Annotated in this window: 11 protein-coding genes and 3 tRNA genes; 10 read left to right on the forward strand and 4 right to left on the reverse strand. The window is 71.7% G+C overall.

What is annotated here, in order from left to right; translation table 11 throughout:
- Window positions 1-80 precede the first annotated feature (80 nt).
- From I3V78_RS18975 to I3V78_RS18995, 5 genes are all read left to right on the forward strand, one after another.
- Window positions 81-155: transfer RNA gene (locus tag I3V78_RS18975), tRNA-Gly, on the forward strand.
- Between the two features lie 17 nt (window positions 156-172).
- Window positions 173-247, forward strand: a tRNA-Gly gene (locus I3V78_RS18980).
- A gap of 16 nt (window positions 248-263) precedes the next feature.
- Window positions 264-338: transfer RNA gene (locus tag I3V78_RS18985), tRNA-Gly, on the forward strand.
- Between the two features lie 175 nt (window positions 339-513).
- Window positions 514-1,293 (forward strand): ABC transporter permease, encoded by a 780-nt coding sequence (locus I3V78_RS18990; RefSeq protein ID WP_204489879.1) that lies wholly within the window; start codon window positions 514-516, stop codon window positions 1,291-1,293.
- A gap of 4 nt (window positions 1,294-1,297) precedes the next feature.
- On the forward strand, window positions 1,298-2,617 hold the full coding sequence (locus tag I3V78_RS18995) for an ABC transporter ATP-binding protein (RefSeq protein ID WP_204489880.1): 1,320 nt from the start codon (window positions 1,298-1,300) through the stop codon (window positions 2,615-2,617).
- Between the two features lie 63 nt (window positions 2,618-2,680).
- On the opposite strand, the gene I3V78_RS19000 is transcribed toward I3V78_RS18995, so the two are convergent.
- Both I3V78_RS19000 and I3V78_RS19005 read right to left on the reverse strand, forming a co-directional pair.
- Window positions 2,681-4,342 carry a glycosyltransferase gene (locus I3V78_RS19000; protein ID WP_204489881.1) on the reverse strand — a complete coding sequence of 554 codons (1,662 nt, stop codon included), beginning with the start codon at window positions 4,340-4,342 and terminating at the stop codon, window positions 2,681-2,683.
- Window positions 4,339-5,049, reverse strand: a complete 711-nt coding sequence (locus I3V78_RS19005) for a glycosyltransferase family 2 protein (protein WP_338023662.1) — start codon at window positions 5,047-5,049, stop codon at window positions 4,339-4,341. The genes I3V78_RS19000 and I3V78_RS19005 overlap by 4 nt, the downstream gene beginning before the upstream one ends.
- A 607-nt stretch (window positions 5,050-5,656) precedes the next feature.
- On the opposite strand from I3V78_RS19005, the gene I3V78_RS19010 reads away from it, so the two are divergent.
- The 5 genes from I3V78_RS19010 to I3V78_RS19030 are packed head-to-tail and all read left to right on the forward strand — an operon-like array spanning window position 5,657 to window position 15,523.
- Window positions 5,657-6,481 (forward strand): glycosyltransferase family 2 protein, encoded by an 825-nt coding sequence (locus I3V78_RS19010; protein ID WP_338023663.1) that lies wholly within the window; start codon window positions 5,657-5,659, stop codon window positions 6,479-6,481.
- Entirely contained in the window at window positions 6,478-7,875 is a 1,398-nt protein-coding gene (locus tag I3V78_RS19015; protein WP_204489884.1) for a glycosyltransferase family protein, read from the forward strand. The genes I3V78_RS19010 and I3V78_RS19015 overlap by 4 nt, the downstream gene beginning before the upstream one ends.
- On the forward strand, window positions 7,872-10,064 hold the full coding sequence (locus I3V78_RS19020) for a glycosyltransferase family 2 protein (protein WP_204489885.1): 2,193 nt from the start codon (window positions 7,872-7,874) through the stop codon (window positions 10,062-10,064). The genes I3V78_RS19015 and I3V78_RS19020 overlap by 4 nt, the downstream gene beginning before the upstream one ends.
- Window positions 10,061-12,253, forward strand: a complete 2,193-nt coding sequence (locus tag I3V78_RS19025; RefSeq protein ID WP_204489886.1) for a glycosyltransferase family 2 protein — start codon at window positions 10,061-10,063, stop codon at window positions 12,251-12,253. Before I3V78_RS19020 ends, I3V78_RS19025 begins: the two co-directional genes overlap by 4 nt.
- 3 nt (window positions 12,254-12,256) lie before the next feature.
- Window positions 12,257-15,523 carry a glycosyltransferase gene (locus I3V78_RS19030; RefSeq protein WP_204489887.1) on the forward strand — a complete coding sequence of 1,089 codons (3,267 nt, stop codon included), beginning with the start codon at window positions 12,257-12,259 and terminating at the stop codon, window positions 15,521-15,523.
- Here I3V78_RS19030 and I3V78_RS19035 read toward each other — a convergent pair.
- Both I3V78_RS19035 and I3V78_RS19040 read right to left on the reverse strand, forming a co-directional pair.
- Window positions 15,471-15,926: a TilS substrate-binding domain-containing protein gene (locus tag I3V78_RS19035; protein ID WP_204489888.1), complete on the reverse strand. Its 456-nt coding sequence runs from the start codon at window positions 15,924-15,926 to the stop codon at window positions 15,471-15,473. The genes I3V78_RS19030 and I3V78_RS19035 overlap by 53 nt on opposite strands.
- Window positions 15,916-17,592: a glycosyltransferase gene (locus tag I3V78_RS19040; RefSeq protein ID WP_204489889.1), complete on the reverse strand. Its 1,677-nt coding sequence runs from the start codon at window positions 17,590-17,592 to the stop codon at window positions 15,916-15,918. Before I3V78_RS19040 ends, I3V78_RS19035 begins: the two co-directional genes overlap by 11 nt.
- Window positions 17,593-17,653: the final 61 nt, after the last annotated feature.

Genomic DNA, 17,653 nt, shown 5'->3' on the forward strand with positions numbered 1-17,653 from the left:
CCCCCAGGGTCGGACGGTATACCCGCCTCACTTTCGACGGGGCTACGAGGCCCGGCGAGAGGCGGAACGAGTGACGGAGCGCGGGAATAGCTCAGCGGTAGAGCATCGCCTTGCCAAGGCGAGGGTCGAGGGTTCAAATCCCTTTTCCCGCTCCACCTCACTCTCTTCTGAAGCGGGAATAGCTCAGCGGTAGAGCATCGCCTTGCCAAGGCGAGGGTCGAGGGTTCAAATCCCTTTTCCCGCTCCATTTCACTCGTGCTGATGCGGGAATAGCTCAGCGGTAGAGCATCGCCTTGCCAAGGCGAGGGTCGAGGGTTCAAATCCCTTTTCCCGCTCCAAGTCACACCAAGGCTCCCTGGGAAACCAGGGGGCCTTTTTGTTTTGGCCTCCGCGCGTGGACGTCCTGGCGGGCGGGCCCCCGGGTGGTGGGAGGGCGAGGAAGGGAGGCGGTCCTTGCTCTTCGCACGGCTGGCCTCGCCCCGAGCGTGGCGCTGCGGTATGGATGCCGCCAACATGCTTCGCAACTTCCGTGAGCTCTACCAGTACCGCGGCCTTCTGTTCAGCCTGGTCCAGCGCGAGCTCAAGGCACGCTACCGTGGCTCGGTCCTGGGGTTCTTCTGGACCTTCCTCAACCCCACGCTCCAGATGCTCGTGTACTCGCTGCTCTTCAGCGTCTACATGCGCCAGAACCTCCCGCACTACACCTACTTCATGTTCGTGGGGCTGCTGCCGTGGAACTGGTTCTCCAGCTCCCTGAACGCCGGCGCGAGCGCCATCAGTGATCGGCGCGACCTGATGACCAAGGTGCGTTTTCCCGCCCAGGTGCTCCCGGCGACGGTGGTCGTCACCAACCTGTGCAACTACGTGCTGTCCCTGCCGTTGATGGTGGGCCTGGGGCTGTTCTTCGGCGAGTACCCCACCTGGCACGTGGTGGTGTTCCCCGTGGTGATGGCCTGCCAGTTGTGCTTCACCCTGGCCGTGGTCTACATGGTCTCGGCGTTCAACGTGCGCTTCCGGGACCTGCAGCACATCGTGAGCAACGTGCTGATGATGTTCTTCTTCCTCACGCCCGTGCTGTACCCGGCCTCGACGATCCCCGAGCCCTACCGGGCCGTCATGACGCTGGCCAACCCCATGGCCATCCTGGTGACGTCCTACCAGTCGATCTTCTACGAGCACCAGTTGCCCAATCCCTGGCCGCTGATGGCGCTGATGGTGGGGGCGGTTGGCCTCCTCTGGTTGGCCTCCCTGGTGTTCGAAGCCCGCCGTGAAGAATTCGCCGAGTCCATCTAGCCCCATGAGCGCCGCAGACAACCCCAACGCCATCGTCATCCGCGATGTCGTCAAGAGCTTCCGCAAGAGCACCATCCGTCGCGAGTACACCACCTTCAAGTCGGAGCTGGTGCGCTGGATCCGCGGCCAGCGTCAGGCCGGGGAGATGCGCCTCATCGAGGCCTTGCGCGGCATCAACCTGACCATCCCCCGCGGTCGCACCGTGGGCATCCTCGGTCGCAATGGCTCGGGCAAGAGCACGCTGCTCAAGCTGATCACCGGCATCTACTCGCCCACCACGGGCACCATCGATGTCAACGGGCGCATCTCCGCGCTCTTGGACCTGGGCGCCGGCTTCCACCCGGACTTCTCCGGGCGGGAGAACATCCTCATCAACGGCATCATCCTCGGCATGACGCGCGCCGAGGCGCTCGCCCGGATGGATGACATCATCGCCTTCAGCGAGCTGGGCGACTTCATCGACGAGCCGGTGCGCACCTACTCCAGCGGCATGTACATGCGACTGGCCTTCTCCGTGGCCACGTACGTGGACCCCGACATCCTCATCATCGACGAGATCCTCGCCGTGGGGGATCAGCACTTCGCCAAGAAGAGCCTCGCGAAGATGACGGAGTTCAAGGAGCGCGGAAAGACGATCGTCCTGGTGACGCACGACCTGGGCACCGTCGAGCGCTGGTGCGACATGGCGGCGTGGATCGATGGCGGCCGCATCCGCCGCGTGGGCACGCCGGCCGAGGTCGCCGACGAGTACCGCCAGGCCATCGCGCTCGCCGAGGCCGCGGACGTCACCTTCATTCCCCCCGCGCTGGCCAAGGGCGACACGGGCCGCCTGCCCGACGTGCCCTCCGCGGCGGCCCCGGGCGCGGTCCCGGACGCGGAGGCCCGGGTGAGCCTGCTCGGGGTGCGGCTGGTGGACGCGGCGGGCGTGGAGCTGCGCCACGTGTCGCCGGGCCAGTCCGCCGAGGTCCTCATCGACTACGCGGCCCGCGAGGGGTGCGCGGACGCCGAGTTCGACGTCTCGCTCGAGCACACGGATGGCAAGCTGCTCTACGCCACCAGCACGCGCCTGGACGCGGTGGTGCTGCCCGCGCGCCTGCCCACCCAGGGCCGGGTGCGCTTCATCCTCGAGCGGCTGGAGCTCCTGGGTGGGGACTACGTGCTCGCCGTGCAGGTGAAGGCGGCGGGAGACGCGGCGCCCGGGCCCAAGAGCCAGTGCCACTTCTCCGTGGTGTCCGAGCATGGGGAGAAGGGGGTCTTCCGCCCGGCGCACCGCTGGGTGGTGGAGGACGCCCAGCCGGAGCGGGCGCGCATCTCCGCGTCCTGACGCCGTCCCCGACGGCCTTCCCCGTCACCGCGCCACACGCGGGACGGGGAGCGGCGCGGGGCGTCAGACGAACGTCTTGAGCACGGTCTTGAGCACGCCGTGCACCCGCGCGCCGCGCTTCTTGAGCACCGTGTTGGCCTTGTCGATGATGCGGAAGCGCAGCGGCCCCTGCACCTCGTTGAGCAGCTGCTGCCGGGCGAGCTCCATGCCCACCTGCTGCGCCTGCTGGTGCGCGCGCTCGAGGTCGTCCTGGAGCTCCTGCTCCGTCATCAACACCTGCAGGTGCCGCTTGGTGGCGTCCTTGAGCACCGTGGACAGCGTCCAGTTGCGCTGCTTCTCGCGCCACGCGCTCTCCGAGGCGCTGCCATGGAGGATGGAGTTTGAGCCATCGTCCCGCATCCGGTACTCGCAGCTGGGCACCTTCTGCGAGAACACCGGCCGGAACAGCGCGCACAGCCGCAGCAGGAAGCTGTAGTCCTCGTGCAGGGACAGCTCCTCCGGGAAGCTGATCTGGAAGCTGCCCAGCCGCTGGCGATCCAACACGTACGCGTGGCAGGTGATGTAGTTGTCGTGGACGAGCTTGCCCAGGTTGAACGTGTCCCCACGCTGGAACTCGTCCTTGTAGCGGCAGAACAGCTCGCCACGGGGGCCGGTGTCGAAGAAGGCCCGGCGGATGCGTCCCACCGCCCAGGCGGCGTTGCCACCGCGCAGCGTCTGGATGAGCTCCGCGTAGTGCTGGGGGTAGACGACGTCGTCATCGTCCAGGAACGCGAGGTACTGGCCCCGCGCCGCCGCCACGCCCTTGTTGATGAGCCGCGCGCGGATGTCCGTGTCCGCGGGCTCGTGCACCACCTGATAGGTGAAGCGGCCCAACGGGCGGTACTTCTCCAGCAGCGCCTTGAGCTCCTCCACCACCAGGACGTCCTGGCACTGGGTGGCGATGACGATCTCCAGCGACTCGTGCTCCTGGCACGACAGCGCGAAGATGGCGTGGTCCAGGAACTTGAGCCGATCGCGCGAGTGGTTGCGGATGACGATGCTCAAGAGGCCGGGCACCAGCTCGCGCGAGGGCAGGGCGATGGGCCGCTGCGTGGGCTGTCCCCAGTAGAGCACCTGGTGATCCGCGCTGCGGGGGTTGAGCTGGAGGAAGAGGTTGCGCATCGCCCGCTCCGAGTCGCGCGCGAGCGCCCCCTGGAGCCGCGAGGCCTCGAGCACCCGCCGCTGGTGGACCCGGACGCCCGCCGTGGCGAGCCAGCGCGTGAGCTGCTCCTCGGTCAGGCCGCGCGGCGGCACCTGTCCCGTGAGCGACGCCATCAGCACGCTCGCCGACGCGGTGTTGTAGAAGGGCACCGCCAGCTCCGCCCGTGGCGTCAGCGCCACGAGCTGCGCGAGGAAGCTCTCCGCCTCACCGGTCTCGACCCAGTTCTCCGCGAGCACCACCACGTCCGCGCGGAAGGCGCCCAGCTCCTGCGCCGCGCCACTCGCGCCGCCCTGCGGCAGCGCGGCCGCCAGCTCCTTGAGGCCCAGCGACAGCACCGGGCACCCGTGCTGCACGAGCGCCTGGTGCAGCGCCGCCTCCGCGCCGATGAGCGCGACGCGCGCGCCCTCACGCACCTGCTCCAACACCGCGCGGTGCAAGGGCGTGGCGGGCACCACGTTGCTGTCGGACGGGCCCGCCGGCACGTCGGTTCGTTTCAGCTCCGGAACGATTTGCACGGGACTCACCAGCGGACCTCCGCCATGTGGAACAGGTGGGCGAAATCCGCCACCTTCATCATCTCGGCCGTCGGCGCCGGCGTGGAGGGCGTCATGAAGGGCTCGCCTCCGCTCTTGAGGTACTCGTTCACCCACGCGCGGTGCATCGGCTCGTTGCCGTACTTGTGCGCGAGGTACGAGCCACTCTTGAGCAACATCAGCCGCCCATTGAGGCTGTCCGGGCGGTTGCCCACGTAGTGATGCGCCAGGGCCTTGGGCGCCATGCTGATGCTGAACCGGTTCGCGCGCGCACGCCACGACAGGTCCACATCCTCGCAGTACATGAAGAAGTTCTCGTCGAAGCCGCCCACCGCGGCGTGCAGCTCGCGGGTGATGAGCAGCACGCAGCCGCTGCACCACGGCGTCAGGTGCGTCTGCCGATCGTAGACCTTGGGGTGCTCGTCCGGAAACTGGAGCGCCTCCACCAGCCCGGGCCGCCGCTGCCGCTGCACCTCGGCCACCAGCTCCGCGAGGCAGTCCGGGTGCAGGACGGAGTCGGGATTGACGCACAGGTAGTAGCCGACGTCGGCGTCCTGGAATGCCCGCGCCATCAGGACGTTGTGTCCCGCGCCAAAGCCCAGATTGCTCCCCGAGTGCGAATAGCCGGCCTGCGGCGCGAGCTCCCGCACGACCGCCTCCAGCGAGGCGTCCGGCGAGTTGTCGATGAAGTCCAGCACGAAGGGCGGACAGCCAGCGGCGGCACGGTTCAGCTCAACCGAACAGAGAAGCTGTTGAAGCTGCCTGCGGCTGTTCCGATAAAGAACCACGCCAATGCTCAGGCGAGGGTTGACGGAGTTCAAATGCATACTCCTGAGCGAAACTGGGAAGGGCCGTCCAGTCAACGGGCATGTGGACGGCGGCGGCCTAGGCAACTATACGAAAGCCCGTAGCGCATCAAGGTACCCCCTCTCGCTGGTGAGGCGTCAAGTCGCCCGAGAAGCGGGCACCTCCACGCGAATTTTTCTCTCTTCCTCATGCGCTGTTTCCCTCGGCACGCGATGGCGAGCGAGCCGCGTGCGCTCGTCGTGCTGGATGCATGGGAGGCGAGCATGCATGACGCGATGCGGGTGCATGCGCGCTCACCTGTGAACCGCATCACGCTGGCGGCTTCGCGGCCGGTGGTAGTAGAGGGACGCGTCCATGAAGCGTCCCGCGTCCCCCGAGCCCCAGGCGTCGCCTTCTCCCCCTCACGCGGTGTGTCCATTCGCTGGCTCGCCTGGCTCCACTGGGGACGGGCTCCACAGGGGCGCCGATGGCGCGTCCGAGATTTCCCCAGGCGCCGCCGTGTCGGGGGCGCTGCGCGTGGGGGTTGTCCTCTACAACAATCCGGTCTCGGAGCTGCAACGCCTCCTGGACTCGCTCGCGCGCTGCCAGGCGCAGCCGGGCACGCCGTCCCTGGCGTGCGTGTGGTGGGACAACTCGCCGCGCGACACGCTGCGCGAGCCCCTCCTGCGTCTGCTGCCCACGGCGGACTACCACTTCTCCGGGGAGAACCTCGGCTTTGGCGCCGCGCACAACCGGATGATGGCGCGGGCCTTCGCCTCGCCCGAGGTGCGCGCCTACGTCTGCGTGAATCCGGATGGCGTGCTCCATCCGCGGGGCCTCGCGGAGCTGGTGGCCGAGGTGTCCCGACAGCCTCGCACGGGCCTGGTGGAGGCCCGGCTCTTTCCCGATGAGCACCCCAAGCGCTACGACCCCGTGACGCACGAGACGCCGTGGTGCAGCGGCTGCGTGCTGCTCATCACCCGCGAGCTGTACGCCACGGTGGGCGGCTTCGACGAGCGCTTCTTCATGTATTGCGAGGACGTGGACCTGTCCTGGCGCGCGCGGGCCGCGGGCTTCTCCGTGCGGCTGGCTCCCGAGGCGCTCGTGCACCACTACACCGTGACACGCGAGACGAGCCGCACCCGGGAGCTGAGCGTGCGCCGGAGCGCCGCCCTCCTGGGCGCCAAGTATGGCGATGCCCGCTTCATGCGCGCGCGGCTCCGGGAGTACCGCGAGCTGGGCGGCGCGCCCTTCGCGGAGCCGCCCGTGGCGCGCGTGGATCGCGCCGTGCGGCGCATCGCCGACTTCGAGCACCTCTTCGACTTCGCGGAGGCCCGGTGGTGAAGACCTCTCCAGGACGTGACGCCTCCGCGGCGTTGAGCACCCACCTGCACGACTGGGTCCTCGCGCGCGTGGCGCCGGACAGCCGGGTGGCGTTGATGGCGTCGACTCCCGCGCTCGTCGCGGCGCTCGAGGCCCGGGCGTGTCCCCGGCTCGTGCTGACCGAGGGGCCCACCGAGGCGCTCCCCCCCGACGCCCGCGCGTCCCTGGAGCGCTTCGCGCCCACGCACGTGGTGCTGCCCGCGCACTCCGCGTGGCCGCTCGCGACGTGGCTGGAGACGCTGCGCCTGGCGGCGCCCCGAGCCGAGGTGTTGTGGGGCTTCTGGAACGCGGGAGGCGCCGCCGGACTGCTGGCCACCTTGCTCGGACAGGCCCCCGGACGCGCGGGGCCCTCGGACGTCGAGGTGACGCGGCTCCTGCGCGCGGAGGGCTTCGAGGTGCGGGGGCGTGAGGCCCGGCCCGCTCCGCCCGGCAGCACGGGGCTGGCGAGCGACACCGAGGAGTCCTTGCGCGCGCTCCTCACCCAGTTGAGCGCGTCGGCCGAGGCGGACCTGCTCCTCTACGCCGTGGCCCCCATGTCCGAGGCCCGCGTGGAGGCTCCGGCGCTCGTGCCCGGGCGCTTGAGTGTCGTGGTGGACGCGACGCGGTCCGAGCACCCGGGCAGCCTGGACGAGACGCTGTTCTCCCTGGCGTGCCAGGACCACGCCGCCGTGGAGGTGCTCCTCGTGGGTGATTCCTCCGGGACACCGCTGCCCGAGGGGCTCACCACCACACGGTACGGGACGGCCCGGGAGGCGCTCGCGGGCGCGCGGGGCCAGTACCTCGCCTTCCTGGACGCGGGCAGCGTGGTCTACCCCCGGCACTACGCGCGGCTCCTCGACACGCTCGGGCAGGGGACGGCCGGCTGGGCCCTGGCGCGGGCCTTTCGCGCCACCTGCCGCCCCGGCCTGTCCGGACGTCCGCCCTACATCGAGGGCAAGCGGCCCTTTCCGCTCGGCGAGCGGCCGGACACCGCCCACCTGCTGGCCGAGCCCGAGCTCCTGCAAGCCCTGGTGATCGATCGGACGCGGGTGGGGCCGCTGTCCCTGGAGCCCGAGGCGCTGCTGCCCCGGTTGTGTGGCCTGTTCCCGCCCGTGTTCCTCGCCGAGGGGATCGCCACCTGCGAGGTCCGCTCCCTGTCGGAGACACCTCCCGCGCTCCGCGCGCTCGCGCCCTCGATGCGCATGCTCCTGCCCCTGTCCACGCTGGTGGAGACGCTCGCCCACGCCCGGGCCGAGGGCGCGCTCAGCCGGGGCCGCGTGCACCGCGTGGTGGATGAACTCAACACCCGGCTGCGCGAGGGCCTGCCCTGGTTGCACGGCGCCCTGCGTTCCGCGGCCCAAGGACGGCGGCGATGAGTGATTCAGGAGAGCACGAGCTGTCCCAGCTCGCGGAGGTGCGCGGACTCGACGTTCCCTCGTCGCATCGCGCGCGCCTGGGCCCCGTCATCACCCTCGCCAAGCGCGGCGTGGGACAGGCCCTCGGGCCCCTGGCGCACGTGCTGCTCGCGCCCCAGGTCCGGTTCAACACCGCCCTGGCGGCCCTGCTGTCCGAGCCCGGGCACCGGTGGGCTGGCAGCGGCTGGGCGCGTCTCACGCCCCTGGCGGATCCCACGGACTGGCGCGCCTCCGAGGCGGTGCTGCTCCATGGGTTGAGCCCATTGCTCCAGGCCCAACATCGCTGGAACCTGGAGGTGCTGCGCTGGCTGGCGGACGCGGGTACCGCGTGGCCTCCGCGAGAGGCCCTGGGGGGCGAGCGGCTGCGGGCCCTCGAGGCGGGGTGCGATGTGCTCGCCGCCGTCGAGGGGCCTCGGTGGCTGCGCGCTTCCCGGCCGCTCTGGCGCGAGATGCTGCGCCGGCAGATCGCCTTCAACCATGCCTGTGTGCGCGGCCTGCGCCGCCTCATGGGTGAGTCGCGGCCGGAGCTGCGGATGCCTTCCGCGGAGGCGTACGAGGCCTGGTGGCGCGAGCGGGAGCCCGCGGACATCGCCCGGGCCGCCGCGGCCGTGGCCTCGCTCTCGCGCCGACCGGTGATCAGCCTCATCACCCCCACCTACGAGACCCCCGCCAAGGTGCTGCGCGCGTGCATCGAGTCCGTGCGGGCCCAGTCCTATCCGCACTGGGAGCTGTGCCTCGTGGACGATGGCTCGCGCGACCCCGAGGTGCGGCGCATCGCCGAGGCGTACGCCCGCGCCGAGCCGCGCATCCGCTTCGAGCCCCTGGTCCGCAACGGCGGCATCGCCCAGGCGAGCAACGCCGCCCTGGCGCTCGCCACGGGGGACTACGTGGGCTTCCTCGACCACGACGACGAGCTGGCGCCCCATGCCCTCGCGGAGGTCGCCCTCCACCTGGAGGCCCACCCGGACACGGACGTCCTCTATTCGGACGAGGACAAGATCGACCTCGAGGGCCGGCGCTTCAACCCCTACTTCAAGCCGGACTTCTCGCCGGACCTGCTGCGTTCGGTGAACTACTTCTGCCACTTCCTCGTGGTGCGCGCCTCGCTCGTGCGCGAGGTGGGCGGCGTGCACACGGGCTTCGAGGGCGCGCAGGACCACGACCTCATCCTGCGGCTGGTGGAGCGCACCGCGCGCGTCGCGCACCTGCCGCGCGTGCTCTACCACTGGCGCGCCATGCCGGGCTCGACCTCCCTCGACTCCAGCGCCAAGCCCGCCGCGTCCGACGCGGGCCGCCGGGCCGTGCTCGAGCACCTGCGGCGTCTGGGGGAACCGGCCCACGTGGAGACCCAGGCGCCCGGCGTGTACCGCGTGCGCCCGCTGCTCAGGGAGCCGCCCCGCGTGTCGATCCTCCTGCTCTCCGAGGAGGCGGACGAGGAGACGGAGACGGAGGCGCGGGAGCTGCTCGCGCGCACGGACTGGCCCCTGCTGGAGGTGGTGCTGTGCGCGGGAGCCGTCGCCGATGGGGAGCCGCGGCTGCGGCGGATCGCCCCCGCCCGCGAACCGGGACTGACGGTGGCCGCCAACCACCTGGCCCGCGCGGCGCGAGGCGAGGTGCTGGTGTTCCTCCAGCCGGGCTACCGGCCCCTGGAGCCCCGGTGGCTCGAGGAGCTGGCCTCGCAAGCCCTGCGGCCGGACATCGGCGTGGTGGGGGCCCGCCTCGTGGATGGCTCGGGACGCCTTCAAGGTGGAGGGCTCTGGCTCGGCGCCGAGGGCCAGCGTGTGGCGCCCTTCGCGGGCCTGCCGGATCCCTCACTCACGGCCCTGGGGGGCTCGCACTGGACCCGGAACGTGCTCGCCGTGGACGGCGCGTGTCTGACGGTGCGGCGCGAGGTGTTCGAGCGGGTGGGGGGCTTCGACGAGCGCCTGCCCATGGTCGGCGCGGACGTGGCGTTCTGCCTGCGCGTGACGCGGGAGGGCCCGCGGGGACTCCAGACGCCCTATGCCCGACTCATGTGGTGCGGACTGCCGCGCGTCGATGGCGCCGGGCGTTCGTCGCCCGCGGTGGCCCGGGATCCCTTCCACAACCCCAACCTGTCCCTGGACTCGGCGGGGGGCGTCGCGTTGGCCCGGACGGAGCGCTCGTCATGACACGTGGCCCGGAGGTGCTCCAGGAACTGGGACGCACGCTCTCGCGGACCCGGCACGTGCTGGAGGTCCAGCCCGCGAGCGACGTGGTGGCCCGACCCGGAGCCTCGGACTTCGCGTGGGAAGCCACCGGAAGCCAGCCCACCGTCGCGCTGCGCTCCTCGCGCCGTGCGCTGCCCTCGGGGTGGGTGTGGCTGGAGCTGATCCTGCGGCGAGAAGGGGAGACGGAGGAGGCGCCGCTGCTCTTCGTGACGGGCGCCACGAGCGCCGAGGTCATCCGACTGCCGCCCCCGACACACGGCCTGCTGCGGGCCCTGGTGCACCTGCCCGCCCAGGTGGACGCGCTCCGGCTGGGCGTGGCCAGTCGTCCCCTGCGCTTCTCCGTGGAGCGCGTGAGCGTCTGGGAGGTGGGGCATGCCGAGGCCTCGCTGCGGCTGGCGCTGCCGATGCTCACCCGGCTGGCGTCCGACCCGGAGCGGTTGACGCGCGCGGCGCGCAAGTGGTGGGGCGTCCTGCGCACCCAGGGCCCCGAGGGCGTCGTCCGCACCCTGCGCGAGAAGTCCCGGGGGGAGCGGCCCCTGGAGAGCTACGAGGAATGGGTCCGCCAGTACGACACGCTGGACGACACGGACCGCGCCGCCATCCGCCGTCGGCTGGAAGGCCTGTCCCTCCAACCGTTGATCTCCGTGGTGATGCCCACGTACGAGACGCCCGCGTCGCTCTTGCGCGAGGCGTTGGACTCCGTGCGCCAGCAGCTCTACCCGAACTGGGAGCTGTGCATCGCGGACGACGCCTCGCGCTCCCCCGACGTGAAGGCCGTGCTCGCCGAGTACGCCGCGAAGGACGCCCGCATCCGCTACGTGGTGCGTCCGGAGAACGGGCACATCTCCGCCGCGTCCAACTCGGCGCTCGCGCTCGTGCGGGGGGAGTTCATCGCCCTGTTGGACCACGACGATCTGCTGCCGGAGCACGCGCTCTACCGCGTCGTCGAGGAGCTCAACGCCCACCCCGACGCGGACGTGCTCTACAGCGACGAGGACAAGCTCGACACCCAGGGCCGCCGCTTCGATCCCTACTTCAAGCCGGATTGGAACCTGGAGCTGTTCCGCGCGCAGAACCTCATCAGCCACCTGGGCGTCTACCGCACGTCCCTCGTGCGCGAGGTGGGGGGCTTTCGCACGGGCGTGGAGGGCAGCCAGGACTACGACCTCGCCCTGCGCGTGGTGGAGCGGGTGCCCGCCTCGCACATCCGGCACATCCCCCTGGTGCTCTACCACTGGCGCGCCATCCCCGGATCCACGGCGCTGTCGCTCGGGGAGAAGGACTACGCGACCCGGGCCGCGCGCCGCGCCCTGACGGAGCACTACGCCCGCGTCGGTGACGGGCGCATCCAGCACGCGCCCAGCGAGAGTGGCAAGCTGCATGCCTCGGTCTACCCGCTGCCCGAGCCGCGTCCGCTCGTGAGCCTGATCGTGTCCTCCCGGGCGGGGGTCCGGACCCGCGCGCTGCACGACAGCCTCGCGCGGAGCACCTGGTCGCCGTTCGAGCTCATCGAGGTGGAGGGGGCGGGACAGGACTCGGCCCGCCTCAACGCGGCGGCGGCGCGCGCCCAGGGCACGGTATGGGTGTGGCTCCAGGACAGCGTGGAGATCCTCACCCCGGACTGGCTGGAGCCCCTGGTGGCGCGCGCGCTGGTGGAGGACGTGGGCGCCGTGGGCGCGCGGCTGTTCGCGCCGGATGACACCCTCCACCATGGCGGGCTGCTGCTGGGCGTGGGCGGCGCGGTCGCCTCCTCCCACGCGGGACTCGCCCGGGGGCAGGGGGGCTATGTCGAGCGGGGCAGCGTGCAGCAGGAGTTCTCCGCCGTGTCCGCCGCCTGTCTGGTGATGCGCCGCGCCGTGTTCGAGGCGGTGGGCGGCTTCGATGCCGAGCGCTTCCCCTCGGCGTACAACGACGTGGACCTGTGCCTGCGGCTGCGCGAGCGCGGCTACCGCGTCCTGTGGACCCCGGTGGCGACCCTGCGCCAGCACGACACGTCCGTGGGCGTCTTCCCCCAGGAGGCCGCGGCCCTGCGTGCGCGGTGGCCGGCCTGGTTCCAGGACGATCCCTTCTACAACCCCAACCTCACCCTCGAACGGGGCGACCATGGACTCGCCTGGCCGCCCCGGGTGAAGCGGCCCTGGAGATCCTGACCCGTGAATCCCCTGGATCATCCGATCTGTCTGTCGGTGCCCCGACGGCTGAGCAGCGACCCCGCCGGCAACGCGCACCTGCCCTTCGCCCTGCTGCTCGTGGACCTCGTCCGACCGCGGTCGCTCGTGACGCTGGGGGCGGGGGAGGGCGTGCTCTCCAGCGCCTTGCGCCAGGCCGTGGAGGAGCTCGGCACGGGCACGGCGTGCGAGGCGTTCGTCTCCGCGACCACCGCGCGGCTCCCCCAGGACATCGACCTCCTGGACGTCGAGGAGGCCCAGGACCTGTCCGTGGGGCTGCCTCGGTTGAGTGCCTCGGGACTCGTGGTGCTCCCCGGCATCTCCGTGCCGGGGTCCGAGGCCTCACGGCAGTGGACCGCGCTCTCGGTCCGTCATCCCCACTTCGCCTTCCCCGATGGCGCGGGCCTGGGCCTGCTCGCCGTGGGTGCCCGGATGCCCCAGGGCGTGAGGGCCTTCGTGGAGGCCTCGCCCGACGAGGCCGCGCGGCTGCGGACCTTCTTCCACGCGCTCGGGGCCCGGTTGTCCGAGCGCGCCGCGCTCACCGAGCTCCAGACGGTGCGCAAGGAGCTGGGTCGGCGCGAGACCGTCCTCCAGGCCCGGACCGCGCAGGTCGCGGAGCTCGAGACGCTCGCGCGCGAGCAGCGCGAGGAGATCCAATCCATCCACGGGAGCATGGGCTGGAAGATCGTGCGTCGCTATTGGCAGGCGCGCGAGCGGGTGCTGCCTCCGGACAGCCGCCGGGGCGCGCTGTACCAGCGCGGCAAGCGGGTGCTGTCCGCGCTGACCCGAGGCCTTCCCCGGCCGTCCCGTCCCCCCGCCGAGGCCGTCGCGGCGCCGGCTCCCGAGCGGGCGGCGGCGTCCGACGTGCCCTGGTCCCAGCCCCTCACGCAGGTGTCCCGCGCGAGCCTGGGCCGCCGGGTGCTGCTCATCGCCGAGCTGTCGCTGCCCCAGTGCAAGCGCTACCGCGTGGACCAGAAGGCCGAGCTGCTCCAGTCCCTGGGCCATGAAGTCACCGTGCTGCCCTGGGGGGACACCGCCGCCTGCCGCGCGGCGCTGCAACTGCATGGCCTGGTCATCTTCTACCGGACCCCGGCGCTGCCTCCGGTGGTCGGGCTCATCGAGGAGGCGAAGCGGCTCGGGCTGTCCCTCTTCTTCGAGGTGGATGACCTCGTCTTCGACGTCGAGGCGTACCAGGCGAACGGAAACCTCAAGACGTTGCCCCCGGAGGAGTCCGCCCAGGTGTTGAACGGGGCGCGGCTGTATCGCGAGGCCCTGCGCCAGTGCGACCGGGCCATCGCGAGCACCGCCACCCTCGCCGAGTGCATGCGGAAGGTGGTGGGCGGAGACCTCCACCTCCTCGAGAACGGCCTGGACCAGCGCCTCCTGGCCCTGGCGGCCGAGCTGGAGCGCAGGCCCCCCGCCGTGGATCCCCACACCGTGACCATCGGGTACGGCAGCGGCTCCCGGGCGCATGACGCGGACTTCCTGGTGGCGGCGGACGCGCTGCTCGAGGTCATGGAGCGCTACCCCCAGGTGCGGCTCGCCCTGCACGGCTTCCTCACGCCGCCCCCCGCGTTCGAGCGCTTCGCCGAGCGCATCTTCCGCATCCCCTTCCTGCGGGTGGAGGACTACCTGCGCGCGCTGGCCTCGTGGCAGATCAGCCTCGCGCCTCTGGAGCCCACGGTCTTCAACGACGCCAAGAGCAACATCAAGTACCTGGAGGCCTCGCTCTTCAAGGTGCCCACGGTCGCCTCGGGCGCCCGGCCGTTCCGGGAGGTCATTTCCCAGGGCCAGGACGGGGTCATCGCCCACTCGCGCGCGGAGTGGGTCGCCGCGCTGTCGCGGCTCGTCGAGGACGCCCAGGCGCGCCGCCAGATGGGCGAGGCGGCCCACCGCAACGTGCTGGCGCGCTACCACCCGGACACGCTCGCCGCGCGGAGCCTGCGCCCCGTGCTGGCCGAACTGCCCACGCCTTCTCCGGACGCGCTCAAGGTGCTGTCGGTCAACCTGCTGTTCGCGCCGCTGAGCTTCGGGGGCGCCACCATCGTCGCCGAGCAGCTCGCCACGCGGCTCCAGCGCGAGGCGTGCGAGGTCACCATCTTCACGGGCATCTGGAAGTCGGAGCTGTCCGCGTACGACGTGGTGCGCTACGAGGCCGAGGGGCTGCCCGTCATCGCGGTGCAGGTGCCCCACGGGGGCCCCCGCGCGCTGGACCACGAGAACGCGCGCATGCGCGAGCTGTTCGCCCAGGCGCTCCGCGCCGTCCGCCCGGACGTGGTGCACTTCCACTCCATCCAGAAGCTGAGCGCCTCGCTCGCGAGCGCCTGTGACGAGGAGGGCATCCCCTATGTCATCACCCTGCACGACGCGTGGTGGCTGTGCGAGAAGCAGTTCATGGTGCGCGATGACGGGGTCTACTGCGGCCAGAAGCGCATCGACCTGCGGGTGTGCTCCAAGTGCGTGCCGGATCCGGCTTTCGCCTCCGAGCGCACCTACGCGCTGCGCCGGGTGCTCGACAACGCCGCGCACCTGCTCGCGCCGAGCGCCTTCCAGCGCGACCTCTACGTCGCCAACGGCGTGGCGCCCGAGCGCATCTCCGTGAACAAGAACGGGGTCCTGCGCCCCGCGCGTCCGCGTCCCGCACGGAGCACCCGAGGGGGCCCGCGCATCGCGTACCTGGGCGGCCGCGCCGTGCACAAGGGCTACTTCTGGCTCCAGGAGATCCTCGCGGGGATTCCCGAGCGCGACTACACGCTGGTGATGACGGACATCCAGCTGCGGCTGGGCTCCTCGTCCATCCACGCGGCGGAGTGGAAGGTGGCCGGGCGGGTGGAGATCGTGCCGCCCTACGAGCAGCGGGGCATCGACGACTTCCTCGGGGACATCGACGTGCTGGTGATGCCCTCGCTGTGGAAGGAGAGCTTCGGGATGACGGTGCGCGAGGCGCTCTCGCGCGACATCTGGGTCGTCACCACCGAGGCGGGCGGCGTGGTGGAGGACATCGTCGAGGGCGTCAACGGCAACGTCGTGCCGATCGGCGACACCGAGGGCTTCCGCGCGGCCCTGCGCGCCCTGCTGCGCGCGCCGGAGCGGCTGTCCGGCTACCGCAATCCCCACCGCGAGCAGGTGCGCGACTTCGACACCCAGGCCACGGAGCTGCGCGGCGTGCTCGCGCGGGCCGCCCGCACCCGGCGGGGGCCTACGGAGACGGCTCCTTCCGCGTCCGCTCCAGCGCGGCCAGCCGCTCGCTGACCTCCCGGCGCCAGGCGGCCTGGGCGCGCGACTCCTCGCGCTGTTGCTCGTACAGGAGCGACAGCGAGTCGAGGATGGACTCGTTGAACTCCACCTGCTTGCGCAGCATCTCGTTGATGAAGGGCTGGAAGACGAGCCGGAAGGCGCGCTTGGCCGTCACCAGGGCGGGGCCCACCACCCCGGTGCGGTGCGAGGTGGGCGTCTCCGCGTAGCGGCTGTCCTTCTTGGTGCGCGGCGCCTGCAACAGCGGCGGCCACTCCGTCTCCGCCTGGGCGCGCTGGGACGCGGCGAGCAACTGCCGCAGGGCCTCCACCTGCTCGGCGGAGGGCTCGGGCACCTCCTGGGTGTGCTGGGCCAGCCGCTCGGCACCCGGCGTGGTGGACAGCAGGTCTTCAGGACGCATGGGAGACTCCAAGGGCGCGCAGGGCCTGGGCGAGCGCCTTCACGGTGGGGACGGGGTGGTGGACGTCCACGGCGAACAGCCGCGAGCCCAGGCGCGCGGTCCCCTCGTCGTTCGGAGCGCCCAAGCCCGTGTCGCGCACGCCCCACGCCCGAGGCGCCAGGTGAGGCAGGGCCTCGCGCGCGAGCAGCGTGTCGACGGGCAGGAAGACGGCGGGGGCGCGGGACGTGCGCAGCGCCAGGGTCAACGAGGACGAGCCGGGCGGCTCCCGGGTGGCGTCCCGGCTCAGGGGCTCGTCGGGCGAGAAGGCCCACGCCCGCTGTCCCGCGAGGTCCACCTGGCGGGGCGCGCGCTGGGAGGGCAGGGGCGTGGGGTCCAGCGTCAACAGGCGGCTTTTGGGCAGCCGCTCCGCGAGCTGGCGCGCGATGCGGGACATGGGGGCGTCGGGGAAGGCCGCGAGGCCCGGGCACACGAGGTCCACGTCCCCCGTCACCCCGGAGGCGGAAGCGTCGGGTGTCGTCGGCGTGCCCGTGAGGAAGGGCTGGAGCGCCTCGCGCACGGCCTCGGCCACCGCGGTCTGATCCAGCCGCGCGAGCCGGGCGTGCTGGGCGTCGATCAGCTCGTGCCGCAGCTCGGGCGCGCGCTCCAGCGCCGCGAGCAGCCGCGCGACCTCCAGGGGATCGTTCGTCAGGGTGGCCACGCCCGCGCCGCCCATCGTCTCGGGCACCGCCGCGGCGCCATAGGCCACCACGGGCACGCCGCGGTGCATGGCCTCCAGCAGCGGCACGCCGAAGCCCTCGTGGCGGCTCATGGACAGGTAGGCCGAGGCCGCCGCGTAGCACGCGGACAGCTGCGCCGCGCTCACCCGTCCGAGGAAGTGCACGCGCTCGGCGCCGAGCATCTCCTTGAGGCCGTAGAGGTATGCGCCATAGGGCGTCTCGCGGTTGAGGTAGCCGGCGATGACGAGCCGGGCCCGGGGCTGGTACAGCCGCTGCCACGCGGTGAAGACGCGCAGCACGTCGTCCAGGCGCTTGCTCGGCACGGCGCGGCCCACGAAGAGCAGGGTGGGGCCGCCCTCCTCCAGCTCCGCGCGCAAGAGCGGATCCGGCGCCACGTCGAAGGCCGTCCAGTCCACCGCGAAGGGCAGCTCGCCCACGTGGGAAAAGCCCGCCGCCACCAGCTCCTCGGCGCTGAAGCGCGAGTAGGCCCACGCCCGCTCCACCAGCGGCCTCAAGGCGAGCAGCTCGTCGCGGGCCGCGTCACACGCCTGGGCCACCTTGCGCTCGAAGCCCTCGAAGAGCCGGGCGGGCGTGACGTTGTGGTAGATGAGCGCCTTGCGTCCCGGGGCGCGCGCCACGAGCGGCACCAGCCGGGACTCGAAGCTGTGGTGGATGAGCAGCGTGCTCGTCTCGTCCGCCTCGCGCGGGTAGTCTCGCGCGGGCCGCACCAGGTCGCGGCAGGACTCGTCCCACTGCTCCGCGTAGATCTCCGAGGGGTGGCCCCAGCCGCGCAAGAGCTCGCGCAGGTAGCGCACCTGGTTGCCCACCGCGTCCCCCCAGGCGAGCCGGGGCACCAGCTGGTGGACCGCGCGGGCGGAGGAGGGGCGGGCCGTCCGTCTGCTCAAGGGGATTTTCACGATGGCGCTAGCGTGTATCCGTGCTGGGGACATCGCACAAGGCCGCCTTGACGTCGCCGGGAGCCATCGCTTAGTCAGGCGCCCGGTCCAACCT

It is taken from the genome of Archangium primigenium (assembly GCF_016904885.1).
Taxonomy (GTDB): Bacteria; Myxococcota; Myxococcia; order Myxococcales; family Myxococcaceae; genus Cystobacter; species Cystobacter primigenius.

Coding starts and splice junctions, on each gene's coding strand:
- I3V78_RS18990 (WP_204489879.1), top strand. CDS start 514: ATGCTTCGCAACTTCCGTGAGCTCTACCAGTACCGCGGCCTTCTGTTC.
- I3V78_RS18995 (WP_204489880.1), top strand. CDS start 1,298: ATGAGCGCCGCAGACAACCCCAACGCCATCGTCATCCGCGATGTCGTC.
- I3V78_RS19020 (WP_204489885.1), top strand. CDS start 7,872: ATGAGTGATTCAGGAGAGCACGAGCTGTCCCAGCTCGCGGAGGTGCGC.
- I3V78_RS19025 (WP_204489886.1), top strand. CDS start 10,061: ATGACACGTGGCCCGGAGGTGCTCCAGGAACTGGGACGCACGCTCTCG.
- I3V78_RS19035 (WP_204489888.1), bottom strand. CDS start 15,926: ATGCGTCCTGAAGACCTGCTGTCCACCACGCCGGGTGCCGAGCGGCTG.
- I3V78_RS19040 (WP_204489889.1), bottom strand. CDS start 17,592: ATGTCCCCAGCACGGATACACGCTAGCGCCATCGTGAAAATCCCCTTG.